Origin of the sequence: Flavobacterium humi (genome assembly GCF_004745595.1) — a bacterium.
In the GTDB taxonomy this organism is placed as follows: Bacteria; Bacteroidota; Bacteroidia; order Flavobacteriales; family Flavobacteriaceae; genus Flavobacterium; species Flavobacterium humi.
Window position 1 is genome coordinate 518,000 of sequence record NZ_SRLH01000001.1, and the last position, 20,549, is coordinate 538,548.

Genomic DNA, 20,549 nt, shown 5'->3' on the forward strand with positions numbered 1-20,549 from the left:
ATAAAAAATGACCCTGTAAAGTTAGGAGCAGATTTTATTATGCAGTTTTATTTAGGCTTTATTTAACGGAATTTGACCGTATAAAAACACCCGGGTGCTCAAGGGCTTGCCGGGTGCGAGTGTTGTTGGGTTATGCAGTAGTGGAGCTGTTTTATTCTAAAACAAGCTGGCTTGACTTAAAAATTTTGCTCCATTTTTCTTCAAATGATTTTGAGATTGTCTTTTCCTTGACGCCTACAATGTTCACATACAGCGTCGCATCTCCCTGGACAATATAATACACCTGCGATTCGGGTTTTGAGTTGTTCAGGTATTTTTCAACTTCAACTTTAAAAAGGATCCAGGAATTTTTGATGCCGTCTTTTTTCTCAATCAGGGTCAATTTGGCTCCGGGCGCAGTATTCTTGGTTTTCGAATAAAAAAGATTCATCGCCTTATCCATCGGGATGTTCGATACATTTTTAAGGGAGAGCATTGTCCCGATAATGGTCCAATTGTCCAGCGATTCTTTTTCGGGAATCAATTCCATAAAATGGGATGCCTCATTTTCCTGGCTGGAACCAACTTTCCATTTGTATTCTTCCGGCCAGACTACCTTTAAATTTTCAATTTTGCTTTGTGCTTGCACTGCCGCTGCTGAAAAGAACAGCATCAGTAAAAAGAATAGTTTTCTCATTTTTGTAGGTTTTAGAGATTTTAGGTTTCATTTTTAACTATGTAAAAATATAGATTCCTTTTGAATAAAAACAAGAAAAAGATTACAAACTTTAGCAAAAATGCATTTTATTTTGTATTGCAGGCCAAAAAAAGATATAAAATTAGAGAAGTAACAAAAATTTAAGGTTTAAGAGCCGCTTTTGATATCGTTTATGATCCAATCCATTTCAGGGTCGGTGCCTTTGATCCTGTCTTCTAAAGCGGGTACGATTTCCTTGTCGGGAAAAATACCCCGTCCTTCGGTAGCGCTTTGATAATAAGGCCTTACAGACATCAAACCGATGCGGGCTTTGAGTTTCGATTTCGGCAAAGTAACCAGCGGCATAAAGCCTGCAACAGAGCCGTTGTAAGCACCTCCGGTTTCCTCACCAACAAAATAAGCCCTTTTGGACCCTTTTAAATCGGAGGAAATGATGCTTGAAGCGGAAAAACTGCCACCATTAATCAATACGTAAATTTTACCGGAGAAGGCATTTTGTTTCGGTTCCTTGATTTTGGAGCGCGAAGTATGGTAATAATACAGCCCATCTTCCCCTTTCCTTACTTTAAAAAACATAAAGCCATAATAGATTGGGGATGCAATTCCTTTGGCTACTTTGGCACCAATCCCACCGCTTTTAAAATATTCGGCACGGAAAAGGCTTGTTTTGGAAGTTACCTTATAATCCTGTGTAAAAACGAAGGAAGTATCTGCTAAATAAGCATATAGATTGGCAATTTCACTCATTCGGCCACCACCATTGTTCCTTAAATCAATAATTAAAGACTGGGATTTATGTTTCTTTATCTTTTCAAACGCTTCTTTGTAAAAAGTGCTGTAATCACCATTTTTAAAGCCTTTTATGGTCAAAACGGCAACACTGCTGTCTTTTTCCATAAACCTAAGATTCCTCATATACGTTTTGGAATCTTTGTCATATCCTTGAACGAACTTTTTAAGATTTAGCGCTCTTTTAGCCTCTTTGCTTAAGGCAATTTTGGTTTTTTTCCCAGAAGAAACAGTATCTCTTTTGATGCAAACAGTCCTAATGCTATCATTGAATTTCAAATGGTAAACGATGCTGTCTGTCAGGCCATGTTCAAAAGTGTAAAACATCTTGAGCGACTTTGCGATCCTGTTCTTTTTGAATGTCTTATTGAAACCGTCAGAAGCAAACCAATTGTCGTATTCCTTCATAAATGCCTGTGGTGACTGGTTGTTCATCAGCAAAACTTCGGTCCCCGTCTGTATTTTTTTATGGTTGGATTTGTTTTTGACGATATACAATTTATCGTTGAATATTTCGAATTCAAACTGCGTAATCGGGTCAATCCCTTTTTTGGCTATCGCTTTTACTTCTTTTTTGGTATATTTTTTCTGGTTCGGAAGTAAAATCAGGTGCCCTTGCCCAACAGTACTGATGACAGGGCTTAATTTTTTGTAAAAATCAAGGCTTGTCATAGGACGAATTACTGTTGCCTTTAAGCTGTCAAACTTATAATCCAGTTGCTTTTTTGAAATGTACCAATACAAATCCGGATGCATTTTCTGCATTTTCCCATAGGCGAAATCGATATCGCTTTTGATATCTTCCACAGGAATCATATCCTGGATATGCGCATTGTGCTTTTCAACCGAAGCACATCGGATAAGGAACAATGCAGTAATGCAAAGAATTAGAATTTTTCTCATGGAACGGACTTAAAAACTACTGAAAAGCTTGTTTATTTACACCTGGATCACTCCCAAATTGAACTGTTTCTCAATTGGCGCATGGTTTGCAGCCTCGATTCCCATGGAAATCCATGTCCTGGTCTCTAAAGGATCGATGATCGCATCTGTCCACAAATGAGCGGCAGCATAATAAGGGGAAACCTGCTCGTCATAACGTGCTTTAATCTTATCAAACAATTCCGCTTCTTTCTCCGGAGTGATCTCTTCTCCTTTTGCTTTTAGCGAAGAAGCTTCGATCTGTGCCAGTACTTTAGCCGCTTGTGTCCCGCCCATTACGGCCAATTCGGCGCTTGGCCAGGCAAAAATCAACCTTGGGTCGTACGCTTTGCCGCACATGGCATAATTCCCGGCGCCGTATGAATTCCCGACAACTACGGTAAATTTCGGTACCACCGAATTGGAAACCGCGTTGACCATTTTGGCACCGTCTTTAATAATCCCACCATGCTCGGATTTGGAACCTACCATAAATCCGGTCACGTCCTGAAGGAAAACCAACGGGATTTTCTTTTGGTTGCAATTCGCTATAAAACGAGTGGCTTTGTCTGCAGAATCGGAATAGATGACACCGCCAAACTGCATTTCGCCATTTTTGGTTTTCACTACTTTGCGCTGGTTGGCAACAATCCCTACGGCCCATCCGTCAATTCGGGCATAACCGGTAATGATGGTCTGGCCGTAACCTGCTTTGTATTCGTCAAATTCGGAATTATCAACCAAGCGGCTGATGATCTCCATCATATCGTATTGTTCATTCCTCGCTTTTGGAAGGATTCCGAAGATTTCGTTCGGGTCCAATTTCGGTTTTTCCGCTTTGATCCTGTTATAACCGGCTTTTTCGTAATCACCGATCTTACCCACGATGCTTTTGATCCTGTCTAGAGCCGCGGCATCGTCTTTCGCTTTAAAATCGGTTACACCAGAAATTTCGCAGTGTGTTGTAGCACCACCAAGTGTTTCATTATCAATAGTTTCACCAATAGCCGCTTTGACCAGGTAGCTTCCCGCCAGGAAAATACTACCCGTTTTATCTACAATTAGGGCTTCATCGCTCATAATCGGGAGATAAGCGCCACCCGCAACGCAACTTCCCATAACTGCCGAGATTTGGGTAATTCCCATACTGCTCATAATGGCATTGTTCCGGAATATGCGTCCGAAATGTTCTTTATCGGGGAAAATTTCGTCCTGCATCGGCAAATACACACCTGCAGAATCTACCAAATAGATAATAGGAAGCCTGTTTTCCATGGCGATTTCCTGTGCACGGAGGTTTTTCTTGGCCGTAATCGGGAACCAGGCGCCTGCTTTTACAGTAGCGTCATTAGCCACGACAATGCATTGCTTTCCGCTGACATACCCTATTTTGACTACCACGCCGCCAGACGGGCATCCACCATGTTCCTTGTACATTCCATCACCGACAAAAGCACCTATTTCAATACAGTTTTCCTTATCATCCAACAAATAATCAATCCGTTCCCGGGCTGTCATTTTGCCTTCTCCATGTAGTTTGGCTATTCTTTTTTCGCCTCCGCCAAGCTTGATTTTAGCAAATCTTTGTCTGAGGTCGGAAAGTAAAAGTTTGTTGTGGTCTTCGTTTTTATTGAAGTTAATATCCATTGTAATTGTGTCTGTTATTTTTTTGCGTCGCTAAAGTACAAAAACGTTTTTTCTAAATTCCTTAATTTTTTTAACATTGCGTTTTTTTTATACGAATCAGAAGGCAGCTATTGATAACAATAAATTAAATTGCAATTAACATTCCTTTCAATATAATAAAACTCCTTTGCAGGTCAAACCAACCTTCAAATGAAATCATTCCTATATTGTATTGCTTTATGGTCTGTGCAAACTGCTTTTTGCCAGGACCTGAAGGATTTAAAACAACTCAAAAAAACAGAAGTGGGATCCTTTCAGCCCGCTTCTGAAAAAAATACCCTGAAAAAATTCCGGATCGGGCTCATTTACGAATCCAACGGCTTTTACGGAAATGCGCTGGAATACTACAATCAGGCTTTGGACAATTATAAAGGCAAAATCAAGGACAGTTTATACGTGATTGTGAGCAACAAGATTGGCGGCATTTACAACACAACCCGGCAATACAAAGACGCACTGGGTTTTATCAACGATGCTTTTAAAGTTTCAAAAGCATTGGATTATAAGGTAGGATTGGCTAATGCATTAAGCTTGTTAGGAGCCAATTACGAAAAACAGGGCGAGTACCTCAAAGCATTGGAATCGGAAAGCAGGAGCCTGCACTATCTATCGGTAAAGGCCAATAAATTCGAAGTCGCCAAAGTGTATGAAAACATCGGCAGCATTTACGAGGACCTGCTTCAATTTGAAAAGGCATCGCAATTTTTCCATAAATCATATGCTATCGTAAAAGCGACCAATACCCGGCAGGAAGCCAATGTTTTGAACAATCTGGGTGACATCCACAGGAAAAAGGAAAACTTGGATAGCGCTATCGTGGTGACCAATCAAGCATTGCAATTGTCATTGGAACTAAAAGACAACCATTTGCTGGAAAGTGCCCATAAAGACCTGGCCAAATCATTTGCCTTGAAAGGAGATTACAAAAAAGCCTATACCTATAGGATTGAAGCCGAAAAATTCAAAGAACTCGCTTTATTGAATGAAAACAAGAAACAGGTAAACCTGCTGCTGACTGATTTTGAAATTGACAAAAAAGAATCCCAGATCAAAATCCTGGAAGCGCAAAACAAATCGGGCAAGACACAGCTTTTGTTGGCATTGGTGCTTTCGGCCTCGGTAATTATCATCTTGCTGATCCTTTATTTGTCGATCCGGAAGAAAAGGATTGCCAATGCAAAAATCCAAAAATACGAGCAGGAAAGGCTACAATCAGAACTGGATAAAAAATGGGCCGAAGAAAAAAACATGCAAAAGAACCTGGAGCTGAAAACCGCGGCATTATCCAATTACAGCCTCCATATTGCCCAGAAAAACAAAATGCTTTCCGATTTGTCCCTCAAACTGAAAAATATGGCCGGCAGGAAAACCATGAATCATGAAAACCTGATAAAAGACTTATATGTCGCCATTGATTTTACGCTTCAGCAGGAAAACGAATGGGAAGATTTCAATATTTTCTTTGAGGAAATCCATCCCAACTATATCAAAAACCTTTCCGATGCGGCTATTGAAACCCTTTCCCCTACCGAATTGAAACTAGGCATTTTATTGCGCCTTAATTTGTCGTCCAAAGAAATTGCCTCGATTTTGAGGGTTACACCCGATAGTGTCCGTGTGGCAAGGCACCGGTTCAGGAAAAAACTTCCGATTGATTCCAAGAAGGATTTGGTTAATTTTTTATTGAGCCTTTAACGCTTTTCAGCCGTTTCTTTTGCTAAGGTAACCGAAATGTAAAATCCGCATTAATGTTGCCTTGTTATTACACCGAATTGCCATCCGGTATCTTCTTTGTTGCTGTGGTTTATTTTCCGGAAACCATTATGGAATCTAGCTTTGGCAAAAAAATAAAACTCAAAAAAATGAAAAATCAAATTATTTTTAAAGGGTTGTTTGTAACGGTATTTTTACTGTTTGCCATAACTCAAACGATGGCACAAAACGGCTCCGTAAAAGGAAAAGTCATCGATGAAAACCATTTCTCCCTTCCGGGTGCAAGGGTGTTTATCGAATCCTTAAAAAAAGAAGCTTCCAGTGATTTTGAAGGAAGTTATTCCATAGTATCCATCCCAAAAGGAACGTATAGCCTGAAAGTATCCTACCTGGGGTATACCGCATACGAATCCTCCATTACTATTGAAGAAAACAGGACTTTAAACCTCACGATCCAGTTGGCTCCTGAAAAATTAGTCCTGAACGAAGTCGAAATAGAAAGTTATCGCGCCGACGGTCAAGCCAAAGCTTTAAACACGCAAAAAAACAAGGAAAACATTGTCAATATCATTTCAACGGACCAGATTGGCAAATTCCCGGATTCGAACATTGGCGATGCCGTAAAACGCGTTCCCGGCATCACTATGCAAGTCGACCAGGGAGAAGCAAGGAATATTATTGTACGCGGTTTATCGCCGCAATTGAATTCGGTTACCCTAAACGGAAGCAGGATTCCTTCAGCCGAAGGCGATAACCGTAATGTACAAATGGACCTGATCCCGACCGATATGATCCAGACTGTCGAAGTAAACAAAGCCGTAACCCCTGACATGGATGCTGATGCCCTTGGCGGATCGGTCAACCTGATTACCAAAACTTCCCCGCAGAAATTCCGCTTGTCAACAACATTGGGCAGCGGTATCAGTTTTATTACCGATAAACGCATCCTAAACGGCTCATTCCTGCTGGGCAATAGGTCAAAAAACGACAAATTGGGCTGGCTCGTTTCTACCTCTTTCAATGACCGGGATTTCGGAAGCGATAATATAGAAGCCGAATGGGAAGACAAATTCGAATACAATTCCGGAGATCCTGATAATTTGGAAGAAGTAAATGTAAATCCGTATGCCAAACAGGTGGAAGCCCGTGAATACAGGATCCAGCGCATCAGGCGAAGTGTTTCCGCTAATTTGGATTATAAAATTGACAATGCCAATGCCCTAACTTTCAAATCGATATACAATTGGCGGGATGACCGGGAAAAGCGTTTTGCCTTCGGACAGGAAATTTTGGATGGTGAAGATATCGAAACCGGGGATTTTACCATTGATGCAAACGGTAACTTGCAATCTTTCCCTATTGAAGCCACTCGGGAGAACAAACAAGGAATTTCCGGCGGAAGGCATAAAAGCGCCCGGCTGGAAGACCAGCGCATGCAAAATTACAGCTTGGGTGGCAATCACTTAATCGGCAGCCTGCAGCTGGATTGGCTTACCTCCTATGCCATGGCTTCCGAGAAAAAAGACCACGAACGTTACGTCGCCTACAAAAGCGAATACGGTATCCAATACAACAATGACCCGAAAAAACCTTGGTTTACTCCAATAAATGAAGCTGATGCAAACTATAATGCCTTCGAATTTGACGAATTGACAGACGAAACCAGCAAAACCAGCGAAAAAGATATTAACCTTTTGGTCAACGCACAAATCCCGGCTTCATTAATCAGCGGGCAAACCGGAACCTTGAAATGGGGTGCCAAAACCCGCCTGAAAAAGAAAACCAGGAAGAATAGTTTTATGGAATACAGTCCGCTTGGAGCAGAAATGGAGTTGCTTGGCGATATTCCGACCTTACATTATTCTGACCCTGATTTTTTGGCCGGAAGCCAATACCAGGTGGGTACGTTTGCCAATCCTGAGTATATCGGAAGCCTGAATTTAAATGACAGCTCCGTTTTTGAAGCCGAAGACAAACCGGAAGAATACCTTACGGCTAACTTTAACGTAAAAGAAAACATATATGCGGGTTTTGTGATGATGAACCAGAAGTTTTCAGACAAATTCAGTGTTTTGGCCGGAATCCGTTTCGAGAACACCACAATCAACAGCAACGGGAATGAAATCTCTTTTGACCCGGACGGGGATTTTGAAGGGACAAACCCTGTCAGCGTCAAAAATTCCTATACCAACTTTTTACCAGGCATCCACCTGAAATACAACATCACCAACAACACAATCTTAAGGGCTGCCTGGACCAATACCCTGGCAAGGCCGAATTACATTGACCTGGTTCCGTACAAAGAAACAAACCGTGAAAAAGAGGAAATTTACGTCGGAAACCCAGACCTGACGCCAACCACTTCGATGAATTTCGATATGATGGCCGAGCATTATTTCAAATCGGTAGGAATCATTTCCGGAGGTGTGTTTTATAAAAAAATAGATGATTTCATTTATAAGTTCCAATCGGAAAACGCTGACGGATACGATGTCTTTACACCTATGAACGGTGATAATGCCTCTGTTGCAGGAGCCGAATTCTCGTTCCAGCGCCGCCTTGACTTTTTGCCTGGTTTTGCCAAGAACTTCAGTATATATGCCAATTATACATATTTGACTTCCAAGGCAAAAGGTATCCGTAATGAAGACGGGGAAAACCGGGGAGATTTGGATTTGCCGCAATCAACGCCTCATATGGTCAATGCTTCTGTGAATTACAGCACCAAAAGGTTCAGTTTGCGCCTGTCCGGGAATTTTTCCGATGCTTACCTGGATGAATTGGGCAAACGTGATTTTGAAGACCGTTATTACGACAAACAGTTCTTTTTGGATTTCAATGCCAACGTCTCCTTTAACAAAAACCTTAGCTTCTATCTGAACCTGAACAACCTTACCAATCAGCCTTTGCGCTATTACCAGGGAACTGTCAATCGTGTTTCCCAATTGGAATATTATGGAAAAACACTCAATTTAGGTTTAAAATACGATCTTTATTAATTCAAAAAAGGAATCCAAGAAATGAAAAAATACAGCCTTTTATTTGTAGCAATAACAGCACTATGCAGCTGCAGGGAAGAAAAACCGGCAATGCCAATAACACCAGACGCCATAACCCAGAAAACCATAAACGACACTGACGATCCTGCCATTTGGGTCAATCCGCAGGACGCTTCAAAAAGCATCATCTTCGGTACAGACAAAGAAACAAACGGGGCAATCTATGCCTTTGACCTGCAAGGGAAAATCATCGAAAGCAAAACGCTCCGGGGCATGAAAAGGCCTAATAACGTTGATTTGGCTTATGATTTCAAAATCAACGATACATCAAAAGTGGCCATCCTGGCTTTCGCCGAAAGGGAAAAACAGCAAATCCGGGTATTTTCAGTTCCGGACATGAAACCCCTGGATAATGGCGGTATCAAGGTTTTTGAAGATGCAACCCTGCCAGATTTCAAATTGCCAATGGGCATTGCACTATATCATTCTCCTGTGAGCGGGAAAATGTATGCGGTTGTGGGCCGAAAAACCGGGCCAAAGCAAAATTACCTCTACCAATACGAATTGCAAGCCCAAGCCGGTCAGATAAAAGCGGTTTTGGTTCGGAAATTCGGGGACTTCAGCGGAAAAAAGGAAATCGAAGCCATAGCTGTAGACAGCGAAAACGGTTTCATTTATTATTCCGACGAAGAATTCGGTGTACGGAAATATTATGCGGAACCAAGCAAAGGAAATCAGGAAATCGCCATTTTCGGTCAAGATAAATTCCTGACAGACATTGAAGGTATCGCTGTGGCAAAAACTTCAGAAAAAGGCGGTTACCTTATCATTTCGGATCAGCAAAGAGGGCTTTTCAATGTTTTTGACCGGGAATCGAACCAATTTATCAAAGCCATCAACCTGACAACTGTAGAAACTGACGGTTGCGATGTAGTTACTGCAGATTTGGGCGGAAAATACACAAAAGGAATCTTTGTTGCCATGAATGATTCCAAAGAATTTTACCTATACAGCTTCGGCAAGATTTTACAGGAAATTGAAAAATAAACTGCTGCAAGTACAATCAAAAGGGCTATTTTTTTAGCCCTTTTGTTGTTTTACAAATACTTATGCCCCATATTTGCTGCCATTTTCCCGCTTTATTTTTCGCTACAACCTGAATTAGACAATATTAACAAAAGGTTAAAAATATTAATATGAGTTTTATATTAACTTAACGATAACTTAACGTTGCGCCAATACTTTTGCACCATCAAAAACATTATAATATGTCTATAAATAACATTTTTCAATTTCTTGTTCCAAAGGATAAAAAATTCTTCCCATTATTTGAACAAGCTACCTTCAAACTTGTACTTCTGGCTGAAACATTACACGAAGCTGTAAATGTCCCGAAAGACCAAAGAGAGGATTATCTTAAGAAAATAGATGAACTGGAAGCGCAAATTGAAGAAATCAACCACCAAACGCACTTAGAATTAAGCCGTAATTTTATCACTCCTTTTGACAGGGAAGATATCCATACCCTTATAAAATCTATTGATGCCGTTTCAGACAACCTGCAAGGTGCAGCGAGCAGAATGCGTTTGTATCAAATTGAAAAAATCACCAAATCGATCCGTAAACTTACTGAAATCACTCTTGAATCCTGTCAACTGATCAAAGTGGGCGTGGCTCAGCTGGAAGATCTGAAAACTCCAAAGAAAATTTCTGACGTTTGCAAGCGTATCAATAAATTGGAAAGCAAGGCAGATGTGGTTTTCGATAAGGCCGTTGCCGATATTTTTGAGAACGAATCGGACGTAAAAAATATCATCCGATACAAAGAAGTCCTTTCTTCTCTTGAACAGGCGACAGATAAATGTAAAGCGGTTTCTAATATCCTGGAACAAATTTCTGTAAAACATTCTTAAATCTATTAAAGCTTTTTTAAGCAATATATACTTATGGAATTTACCTTACTTATAGTAATTATTGTTCTGGCATTGATATTTGACTACATTAATGGTTTCCATGATGCAGCCAATGCTATCGCTACAATTGTTGCAACAAAAGTACTTTCACCATTTCAGGCGGTGGTTTGGGCCGCGTTTTTCAACTTTTTGGCATATTGGGTTTTTGGTTTTGGCGTAGCCGATACTGTGGCCAAAACAGCCAACACCATGGAAATAAACCTTGTCGTCATCCTGGCAGGAGTTATTGCGGCTATTATCTGGAATTTATTCACGTGGTGGCAGGGAATCCCTTCCAGTTCGTCACATACGCTGATTGGAGGTTTTGCAGGAGCAGCGATCGCACATGCAATAGCCGCTCACGGTTTTGAAGGATATACCGTTGTGGAAGAAGGAAAAAACATTACAAAACACTGGTACAACATCGTAACCTGGTACAAAGCAGGAAAAGACGGAGGAATGCCAACAGGTGTTGCCATCATTATCGCCTTTATCGTATTGGCTCCGTTGTTAGGCGCGCTGGTTTCATACTTAATCTCGATATGGTTGTTAAATGCCTCCAAGAAAAGCATTTATCCTAAAATATTCACCGTATTGCTAATGGTTGTGACCATTTGGTTTGTAGAAAGCCAATTGAAATATTACAGCGAAATCGAAAAGCCAAGATTTGATTCGGTATTTTGGAGCGTTGTCTTTGAATCCCACAATATCAAATGGTTCATTGTTGCTTTTATCGTATTATCTATTAGTTCTTTCTGTTTGATTTTCAGCAGTTTGAGCCATAGCCAATCCGATTCATGGCTTCGAAAAATGCAATTGCTTTCTTCTGCTTCCTTTAGTTTAGGACACGGAGGTAATGATTCTCAAAAAGTTATGGGTATCATCGCAGCAGCCGTAACAGTATATATCCATACGAGTGGTGTGGCCCACGGTACCTTGCCGGATTGGCTGGATGTTGTCCTGCCGGAAGGCGACAGTTCGGGCAAAATGCCGGGATGGATTCCTTTAGCATGTTATACAGCTATTGCTGCCGGGACATTGAGCGGTGGTTGGAAAATCGTAAAAACGATGGGATCTAAAATTACCAAAGTAACTTCTTTTGAAGGTGTTGCAGCTGAAACTGCAGGAGCCCTGACCTTGTATTTTACCGAACATTTAAAAATCCCTGTAAGTACAACGCATACCATTACCGGTTCCATTATTGGTGTCGGGTTGACAAAACGTATCTCCGCAGTACGTTGGGGCGTAACCGTAAGTTTGATTTGGGCCTGGGTACTGACAATACCGGTATCTGCTGTATTGGCAGCCCTTATCTACTACACTTTGGCGCTCTTTATGTAATCAAAAAAGATATAGTTTTACATATAAAAAAACCTGCAGCTTGCAGGTTTTTTTATTTACAATGACTTTACAATTTCGTTCCTTTTTACTTTTCCCGTCCCGGTTTCTTTAAATTTAGGTACAAAATGGACCGCTTTTGGCTTTTCATATTGGCTCAGTGCTGAAAAAACCTGTTCTTTCAAATCATAAGGATTTCCCTCAATGACCAGGATTAATTTCTGCCCTAATCTTTCATCGGCTATGCCAGCCACAAAAAAACGATTGGTAATAGTATGCGAAAGCTTTTCCTCGATTTGTTCCGGGATGAGTTTTATCCCTCCGCTATTGATCACATTATCATAACGCCCGAGCCAGCAAAACTGATTTTCGGAAATCAGTTCCACAATATCATTGGTTATAAGGTCCCCTTCAGTAAGAGTTGGCGCCGAAATAACCAGGCATTGCCTTTCGTCTTGCGAAATAGTGATATTGGGCAAAATAGTAAAAGCCTTCTCGCCTACTCTTTTGGCCGCAATATGCGTAACGGTTTCCGTCATGCTGTATGTTTCGTAAGATTGACAAGGGTTATGGATTAGTTTTTCTTCCAAATTTGGATGGACTTGCGCTCCGCCAATAATCAGTTTTTTGATATGATGCAATTGAGGCAGGGAATTTTCCACCTGGAGCGGAACCATTGCAGCAAAATCATAATGGCTGCTGTTTTGGTCCAAAGGATGGGAACTTGGCGCCACAAAATCCAAATCAAACCCTAAAACAAAAGCCCGTACAAGCATCATTTTTCCGGCAATATATTGTACCGGCAAGCAGCAAAGGGCTTTATTTCCTGCCTTTAAATCAAAAAAAATACCGGTAGCCATTGCTGAATTGACCATAGCCTGCTTCTGTACCTTAATGATTTTAGGTTTTCCCGTAGTCCCGGAAGTCTTGACTTCGACATAGGGCTTGTCATCAAACCAATTCAAAACAAAACGACCGAAATCCTGTTCGGCATCCAAATCACTTTGGCTGTAATCCTGTGCCGCCTGAATCAGGCTTTCTTTAGTAAAAACCAAGCCGTTCAGCTTGAATTCCTTATGTAAATTATGATATGTGAGTACTGCCATTCCCGCTGTTTTCTTCTGGAATTGTATGTAATTTCCCGGTCAGTTTTTCTTTCCAGCCTGACCATTTGTATTTTTTACTAAAGATAAACAAAAGGATTGGGAATAAAATGATAACTGGAAATACCACATCAAAACCTGCAGTTGGCTCGGAAATATCCTTTAAAATCGAATGCGTCTGGAATACCGACCAATCGGAAGTGACCAATAATGCCCCGATCAGGTTATTCGCTGCATGGAAACCCAATGATAATTCCAGGCCGTCATCCATCAGGGTTAAAATCCCGAGGAAAAAACCGGTCCCTACATAATAAATCAAAGTGATATAACCCATCTTTTCAACTTCGGGGTTTGTAATATGCATCAATCCGAATAAAATAGAAGTGACCAAAAAAGGAATCAACCTGCTGTTTGTAACCACACCAATGCCCTGCATCATATAACCCCTGAAAAAATATTCTTCAAAACTGGTTTGCAAAGGGACTAATATAACGGCCAAAAACAGGAAAATAAAAAAAGGGACAGGCTTGAAATTGAAAACAAAACTTTCAGGCTCGCTGAAATAAGCGATGACTGTCAGGCCAATGGTAATGATGGTCCATAATCCAAAAGAGAAAAAAACCCTTTTCCAGTCAATTCTGGGCCTTGCCGTGGTCAGGCTTGTAATACTCTGCCGATGGACCACTTTTACCCAAAACAGCAATCCCAGGCACATCATAGATAAAGGAGCGATAATCAGGACAAAAGTGAGATTGGTGCCCAACTGGTCAATGAGCTGATCGATCATGTCGTTTGCGTTAACGTCTTCTGACATGATATAATTCACGGACATCAACCCAAAAAAACCGCCAATCACGATTAAGTATAAATAAATATTGAAATTTTTATTCCTGATTTGCTCTATAAACATATTAAAATGGTTTCTGGTTACCCAAATATGTTGCATTTACAGTAAATTTGTTACATTTTTGGCTTATTATTTACAATTCAATACGTATTCATGATTACCATTTACCACAATTCCCGCTGTTCAAAATCAAGGGATGGCGTTTGTTTCCTTGAAGAAATGCAGCAACCGTTCGAAACTGTCAATTACCTGGAAAATACCCCTACGAAAGCCAAATTAAAAGCATTGCTTAAAAAATTGAAAATGACTCCTATTGAATTGGTTCGGAAAAAAGAACCGCTTTGGATCGAAAAGTACAAAGGCCAGGAATTAAACGATGATGAAATCATTCAGATTATGGTAAAAAACCCGATACTAATTGAACGCCCTATCGTGGTAAACGGAAATAAAGCAGTCATTGCCAGGCCAATAGAACGAATCAATGAAATTTTATAATTCTTCCCAATTAACAATACTTTGGCAAAAATAAAAAACCGGCATATTATTTTTGCACCAGCAAAAAACAAACTATGATTTCGATAAAAAAATTCACAATTCTTACCTTATTATTGGGTTTTATGTCTGTGTTTGGACAACAGAAACCAGAAGTAAAAAAAATTTCCATAACAGGAAAAATAATTGAAAAATCAAGCTCATTACCTCTTGAATACGCTACGGTAACCCTATCTGCTTCCGCTACAAACAAAGTGGTTTCGGGCGGGATTACCAATTCGAAAGGCGAATTTAAAATTGACATCAATCCCGGGACTTACAACATAAAATACGAGTACATTTCTTTTAAAACCATTGAAATTAAAGGGAAAAACCTATCGGAAGATACGAATGTAGGGACCATTTCCCTCGCCGATGAAGCCCAGCAGCTTGATGCTGTTGAGATCCGTGTGGAAAAAACATCCGTTGATATCAAACTGGACAAAAAAGTCTATTCGGTAGGGAAAGATATTATGGTCCGCGGCGGAACTGTCAGCGACGTTTTGGACAATATCCCATCTGTTACGGTAGATGCGGAAGGTTCGGTAGCCTTAAGAGGAAACGAAAATGTAAGGATTTTAATTGATGGGAAACCTTCAAATGCCGGAAACATCAACGATGCCCTGCGCCTAATCCCGGCAGAAGCTATTGACAAAGTAGAAGTAGTTACCAATCCTTCAGCACGTTATGATGCGGAAGGCGGTGGCGGTATTTTAAACATCATCCTGAAAAAAGGCAAGAACCAAGGCATCAACGGAACATTTGTTGCTTCAGCCGGAGACCCAAGGAATACTGGTCTTTCTGCAAACCTGAACTTCAAACAGGAAAATTCAAATTTCTTCACGACAATAGGTTACAACAACAGGAACAATCCCGGAAACAACAAAATCGACCAGGAAAATTTCAATCCTGACGGAAGTTTGAGATCGGTTCTTAACGAGCGTAGGAAAAATGAGCGTTTCGGAGAAGGGCTGAATGTGAATTTTGGTGTCGAACTTCTGCTGGACAAATCCACTTCTTGGACCAACAGCTTGAATTTCAGGAACAACAATGGCGGAAACAAAGAAAATGTCCTGTATTACAATTATGACAACAACAGGCAGTATATCAATACCAGGCAGCGTTACAACGATTTGGTTTCCGAGAGTGAAAATGTGGAATTCAGTTCCAATTTCGTCAAAAACTTCAAAAAAGACGGCCATAAACTGACAATTGACGCCTCTTTTTCATTAAACAGGGATGATGATTTCTCTAAAATTGAAGGAACTATAATTGATGACGGCAGTTTTGTTTCTTCTGAAACAGCCAAGAACATAAACAAGCAAAACAGGAATTTATTCCAAACCGATTATGTATTGCCAATAGGGAAAAACTCCCAGTTTGAAGCCGGTTTCAGAGGAAATTATGTTTCATTGCTGGCCGATTACCAGGTACAGGAAAAGAAAACCCCGGACGATTACTTTACCAACATAGATGAATTTACCAATAAGCTGGAATATAAGGAAAATGTAAATGCTTTCTACTCGCAATTTGGATCAAAGATCAATAAGTTCTCCTATTTGCTTGGGCTTCGTTTTGAAGATTCAAAAATTGATGTCAATCAGTTAACGACCAATATCTACAAAACAAAAAAATACAACAATTTATTCCCAAGTGTCTTTTTGACGTATGAATTTTCGCAAAACAGCAGTATTTCCTTAAATTACAGCAAACGTATTTCAAGGCCGCGTGACCGTTTCATCAATCCTTTTGCCTCATACACGAGCAATGTGAACCTTTACCAGGGGAATCCGGACTTGAATCCTGCCTTAAGCGATGCCTTCGATTTGGGTTATTTGAGGAAATGGGAAAAACTGACGTTAAATACATCTTTGTATTTCAACCATACGACTGATTCTTTTGAAACGGTTAAAAAAGAGCGTGGCGATGAGATTGACGGCATTCCGGTCATTATCAGCACTCCTTTCAATTTAGGTAAAAATGACCGTTTAGGGTTTGAATTTACACTGAATTACAATTTCAAAAAATGGTGGAAATTAAATGGTAACTTCAACTTCTTCAACAGTAAGAATTCTGGAAGTTATACGTATACCAAAACAAACAATGAAGTGGTTACCCAAAATTTCGACAGAAATGCCAGCTCTTGGTTTACCAGGATAACCTCAAAAGTGACATTGCCTTATAAAATAGAATGGCAAACCAACGGAACCTACAACGGGCCTCAAAAAACCGGTCAAGGAACCAACAAAGGAGTTGCAGCGGCTAATTTGGCCTTCAGTAAAGACATCCTTAAAGATATGGGAACCATTTCCTTGAATGTAAATGATGTTTTCAACTCCAGGAAAAGAATCCAGGAAATCCAGTTGCCTACGGTAAACACATACAGTGAATCGCAATGGAGAACACGCCTTATTACGGTTTCTTTCACCTACAGGTTCAATAAGAAAAAAACAGAGAAGGATACCAAACAGAAGCAACAAAATGATAATAACGGTGATCCGGAGTTCATGGGATAACATAAAAAAAGGTACGCTAAGCGTACCTTTTTTTATTGGAATACAATCCTTAACTAGATTGTTCTTGTTTCTTTGCTCTCTTTTCTTTATATAGTTCCCATAAAGCTCCGCCAACCCAATATTGAACAAAAGCGACAAGGAAAAACATCAACCAAAAACCCATGGTTAATATGGTTAAGAAAAGTAAGAAACCTAAATACTGTTGAAATTCAAACATGTTTTCCGGAATTTTTTTGAATACTTCACAAATGTAACTGTTATTATTGGGTTAACCAATACTTATCATACATTTATTTTACAAAGCCCTTTTTTTCCCTTCTTATAATGACTAATTTTATAGTTCCGAATCCAATACCAAAATCGGAAAACAACAAGGTTCAGGATAAAAGGAAAACACATGAACAATCACATAATCAATACTACAAATGGAATACAGAATTGAAAAAGACACTATGGGGGAAGTCAAAGTCCCGGCAGATAAATACTGGGGAGCCCAAACGGAACGCTCCAGGAACAACTTCAAGATAGGCCCTTCGGCTTCCATGCCAAAAGAAATCATAGAAGGTTTTGCTTATTTAAAAAAAGCGGCTGCCTTTGCCAATTGTGACCTGGGCGTGCTTTCTGCACAAAAAAGAGACGCTATAGCAGCCGTATGCGACGAAATCCTCGCAGGAACTTTAAGCGACCAATTTCCCCTTGTTATCTGGCAAACAGGATCAGGAACCCAAAGCAATATGAATGTCAATGAAGTCATTGCCAATCGTGCACAAGTGCTGGCAGGATATGCAATCGGGGAAGGCGAACCGGTTATCAAAGCCAATGACGATGTAAACAAATCGCAGTCTTCCAATGACACTTTCCCAACCGGTATGCACATTGCGGCTTACAAATCTGTGGTGGAGACCACGATTCCCGGAGTTGAAAAATTACGGGATACGCTCCGGGCGAAAGCTGCCGAATTTATGAATGTGGTCAAAATTGGCCGTACACACCTTATGGACGCCACTCCGCTTACTTTGGGGCAGGAAATTTCCGGTTATGCCGCACAATTGGATTACGGGCTGAAAGCAATCAAGAATACGCTACCGCATCTTTCCGAAATGGCACTGGGCGGAACAGCCGTAGGGACAGGACTGAACACACCGGCAGGCTACGATACCAAAGTAGCAAGTTATATCGCTCAATTTACTGGCCATCCTTTTGTGACGGCTCCAAACAAATTCGAAGCACTGGCTTCACACGATGCTATTGTCGAAACCCATGGGGCACTCAAACAATTGGCGGTCTCTTTAAATAAAATCGCCAATGATATCCGCATGCTGGCTTCAGGGCCACGCTCCGGGATTGGTGAAATTTTAATCCCAGAAAACGAACCGGGTTCTTCTATCATGCCAGGAAAAGTAAACCCGACGCAATGCGAGGCACTTACCATGGTTTGCGCACAGGTCATGGGCAATGATGTGGCCATTTCCGTGGGCGGGATGCAAGGCCATTACGAACTGAACGTATTCAAACCGGTCATGGCGGCAAACTTCCTGCAATCTGCACGGTTATTAGGAGATGCCTGTATATCGTTTGACGAACACTGCGCACAGGGAATCGAGCCCAATTACAGCCGTATCAAGGAATTGGTAGACAATTCGTTAATGTTGGTTACCGCTTTGAATACTAAAATCGGGTATTACAAAGCCGCAGAAATTGCACAAACCGCACATAAAAACGGCACGACGCTCAAAGAAGAAGCTGTTCGCCTGGGCTATGTAACCCCGGAGGATTTCGATGCCTGGGTTAAACCCGAAGACATGGTAGGGAGTTTGAAATAACTAATTGGAAACAAACCAAGACCTGTGGCAGAAATGTTGCAGGTTTTCTGTTTTTAAAAACATCCAAATCAAACAAAATCCCATTCCAAAAATACATCAGAGGCAGTACAATTGTTTCATTCTCACGGCATCAATCGCTTTGTTTAAAGGAATCTCCAAAAAATACTCCAATTGCCATTGTTGGGTTTTCAAGGCTTGCTTATTCAGTTCTTTTTCCCAGGGCGGATACACACGGAAAGCACGTTTGCCTTCTTTTACAGCAGTAGACAGGATCCCTTTTTGGGCGAGTACTGCTGCCGGAAACACAAACTGGCCAAAATCCTCCCCTTTTCGGGTATTGACAATAACCAGGTCAATTGCATCGGAAGCATCAAATGGTGCAGTAATGCCTGCATGGTTCCTTTTCCATACCGTTACAAAATGACCCACTTTGGTTGGGGTAATCTTAGCGGACCGGAAAAGCACCTTCCTGTGATTCAATTCCAACTGGCAAGCATTATAAGCAATACTTTCCTTTTCCAAATGCAAAGGGGAAACTGTTATGCCGAAAGGATCAAATACCCGTTCTTTTGTTTCTTTTAAAAAACCGGCCATGATAAGGGTGTCCCTCATAAATTCTTTATTTATTTTGGAATTAAAGGCCTTTTATTTCATTGGAAATCAACTGTGTTTCAGAAGTATCCGTATTGAGCTTGGTCCCATAATTGATAATCGCTCCGGCAAAAAGGTCCAATTCGTTGCGTTCCTTGCCGGCATTGACGTCCAGTTGTAAAGATGTTGGTGTGCCGTAGGGGAAACTTTCCGCTTTTTCAAATGTTTTCTCGATGATATCCGAAGGAATACCAATAATAAGATTATCTGTAATCGCCTTGATTTCTTCCATAATTTTCCGGGCTCTTTCCTTTAGCGGCCCTTCTTCGCAAATTTGCCCTATGGAACTGTTATAACGCGCCGATACCATTCCGAAACTGGCAATAAAAAAGAATTTTGTCCAGATATCTGCGAAATTGTCTTCTTTATAAATTACATCCGCTCCGCTATCTTTGAGGAGTTTGATTACCCATTCCGCTTCGGTATTTTTATTGTGCGGGTCCTTCCCTAATATGATTTTACCGGTGGCTCCTTTGTGCTCAACAATCCCTTTAGTTTTAATATGTGAAGCCACATAAACACAAGCTGGTAGGATTGTCCCGGTTGTAATGATCTTTCGTACCCTGTCATAAATATCAGCACCGTTCATCAACGCAATAAGAATGGTATCCCCGGTCACTTTATCTTTAATTTCGTGGCAAACACGTTCCAGGTCGTATTCTTTTACGCAAACCAGGATCAGGTGCGCAGGTTCTTTGATATCCGAAAGGGACGAAATCAGGTGGTCCGGCTGTATTACGGCTTCAGCAGCTTCTTCCGAAAGCAAAGTGAGTCCGTTTTCCTTGACTATTTCGTAGGTTTCGCCTCGGGCTGCAAATGTAATTTCGGAATCCGGATTGTTTTTGTTGGATTGCGCCAATTTAAATCCGAAATAACCGCCTACACCGCCCAGGCCTATTATGGTTATGTTTTTTGTTCTCATTTTTAGGGTATTGTGGTATTTATCTTAAAACGCCGAATTGGTTTCATTTAGTCTGTTATCT

Annotated in this window: 16 protein-coding genes; 8 read left to right on the forward strand and 8 right to left on the reverse strand. The window is 40.8% G+C overall.

Annotated features, from left to right (window positions below; genetic code table 11):
• Positions 1 to 151 precede the first annotated feature (151 nt).
• The 3 genes from E4635_RS02210 to E4635_RS02220 form a co-directional block, all read right to left on the reverse strand.
• Positions 152 to 676, reverse strand: coding sequence for a hypothetical protein (locus E4635_RS02210; protein ID WP_135524974.1), 525 nt, complete (start codon positions 674 to 676; stop codon positions 152 to 154).
• Positions 677 to 844: 168 nt separating this feature from the next.
• Positions 845 to 2,389 (reverse strand): S41 family peptidase, encoded by a 1,545-nt coding sequence (locus E4635_RS02215; RefSeq protein WP_135524975.1) that lies wholly within the window; start codon positions 2,387 to 2,389, stop codon positions 845 to 847.
• Between the two features lie 36 nt (positions 2,390 to 2,425).
• A complete protein-coding gene (locus tag E4635_RS02220; RefSeq protein ID WP_135524976.1) occupies positions 2,426 to 4,054 on the reverse strand; it encodes an acyl-CoA carboxylase subunit beta in 1,629 nt (542 codons plus the stop codon).
• A gap of 189 nt (positions 4,055 to 4,243) precedes the next feature.
• Between E4635_RS02220 and E4635_RS02225 the strand changes: the two genes are divergently transcribed.
• The 5 genes from E4635_RS02225 (at position 4,244) to E4635_RS02245 (ending at position 12,098) form a co-directional block, all read left to right on the forward strand.
• Positions 4,244 to 5,788 carry a tetratricopeptide repeat protein gene (locus E4635_RS02225; RefSeq protein ID WP_135524977.1) on the forward strand — a complete coding sequence of 515 codons (1,545 nt, stop codon included), beginning with the start codon at positions 4,244 to 4,246 and terminating at the stop codon, positions 5,786 to 5,788.
• Between the two features lie 167 nt (positions 5,789 to 5,955).
• Positions 5,956 to 8,805, forward strand: a complete 2,850-nt coding sequence (locus E4635_RS02230) for a TonB-dependent receptor (protein ID WP_135524978.1) — start codon at positions 5,956 to 5,958, stop codon at positions 8,803 to 8,805.
• Positions 8,806 to 8,826: 21 nt separating this feature from the next.
• The gene (locus E4635_RS02235; RefSeq protein ID WP_135524979.1) at positions 8,827 to 9,852 is read left to right on the forward strand and encodes a phytase; all 1,026 of its coding nucleotides are present in this window, start codon (positions 8,827 to 8,829) and stop codon (positions 9,850 to 9,852) included.
• 221 nt (positions 9,853 to 10,073) lie between these two features.
• Positions 10,074 to 10,718: a DUF47 domain-containing protein gene (locus E4635_RS02240; protein WP_135524980.1), complete on the forward strand. Its 645-nt coding sequence runs from the start codon at positions 10,074 to 10,076 to the stop codon at positions 10,716 to 10,718.
• A gap of 33 nt (positions 10,719 to 10,751) precedes the next feature.
• Positions 10,752 to 12,098, forward strand: coding sequence for an inorganic phosphate transporter (locus E4635_RS02245; RefSeq protein WP_135524981.1), 1,347 nt, complete (start codon positions 10,752 to 10,754; stop codon positions 12,096 to 12,098).
• 56 nt (positions 12,099 to 12,154) lie between these two features.
• Here E4635_RS02245 and E4635_RS02250 read toward each other — a convergent pair whose 3' ends face one another.
• Together E4635_RS02250 and E4635_RS02255 are read right to left on the reverse strand one after the other, a co-directional pair.
• Positions 12,155 to 13,201: an AMP-binding protein gene (locus E4635_RS02250; RefSeq protein ID WP_135524982.1), complete on the reverse strand. Its 1,047-nt coding sequence runs from the start codon at positions 13,199 to 13,201 to the stop codon at positions 12,155 to 12,157.
• Positions 13,179 to 14,144 carry a CPBP family intramembrane glutamic endopeptidase gene (locus E4635_RS02255; RefSeq protein WP_246020642.1) on the reverse strand — a complete coding sequence of 322 codons (966 nt, stop codon included), beginning with the start codon at positions 14,142 to 14,144 and terminating at the stop codon, positions 13,179 to 13,181. Before E4635_RS02255 ends, E4635_RS02250 begins: the two co-directional genes overlap by 23 nt.
• Positions 14,145 to 14,198: 54 nt before the next feature.
• On the opposite strand from E4635_RS02255, the gene arsC reads away from it, so the two are divergent.
• Positions 14,199 to 14,540 carry an arsenate reductase (glutaredoxin) gene (gene arsC, locus E4635_RS02260; RefSeq protein ID WP_135524983.1) on the forward strand — a complete coding sequence of 114 codons (342 nt, stop codon included), beginning with the start codon at positions 14,199 to 14,201 and terminating at the stop codon, positions 14,538 to 14,540.
• A gap of 74 nt (positions 14,541 to 14,614) precedes the next feature.
• Positions 14,615 to 17,092, forward strand: coding sequence for an outer membrane beta-barrel family protein (locus E4635_RS02265; RefSeq protein WP_135524984.1), 2,478 nt, complete (start codon positions 14,615 to 14,617; stop codon positions 17,090 to 17,092).
• Positions 17,093 to 17,141: 49 nt separating this feature from the next.
• Here the strand turns inward: E4635_RS02265 and E4635_RS02270 are convergent, their stop codons facing one another.
• Complete coding sequence (locus E4635_RS02270) at positions 17,142 to 17,309, reverse strand: hypothetical protein (protein WP_135524985.1); 168 nt, start codon at positions 17,307 to 17,309, stop codon at positions 17,142 to 17,144.
• A gap of 208 nt (positions 17,310 to 17,517) precedes the next feature.
• Between E4635_RS02270 and fumC the strand changes: the two genes are divergently transcribed.
• Positions 17,518 to 18,915 carry a class II fumarate hydratase gene (gene fumC, locus E4635_RS02275; RefSeq protein WP_135524986.1) on the forward strand — a complete coding sequence of 466 codons (1,398 nt, stop codon included), beginning with the start codon at positions 17,518 to 17,520 and terminating at the stop codon, positions 18,913 to 18,915.
• Between the two features lie 96 nt (positions 18,916 to 19,011).
• On the opposite strand, the gene E4635_RS02280 is transcribed toward fumC, so the two are convergent.
• Positions 19,012 to 19,527 (reverse strand): MepB family protein, encoded by a 516-nt coding sequence (locus E4635_RS02280; protein ID WP_246020647.1) that lies wholly within the window; start codon positions 19,525 to 19,527, stop codon positions 19,012 to 19,014.
• A 22-nt stretch (positions 19,528 to 19,549) separates the two neighbouring features.
• On the reverse strand, positions 19,550 to 20,488 hold the full coding sequence (locus E4635_RS02285) for a ketopantoate reductase family protein (RefSeq protein WP_135524987.1): 939 nt from the start codon (positions 20,486 to 20,488) through the stop codon (positions 19,550 to 19,552).
• Positions 20,489 to 20,549 lie beyond the last annotated feature (61 nt).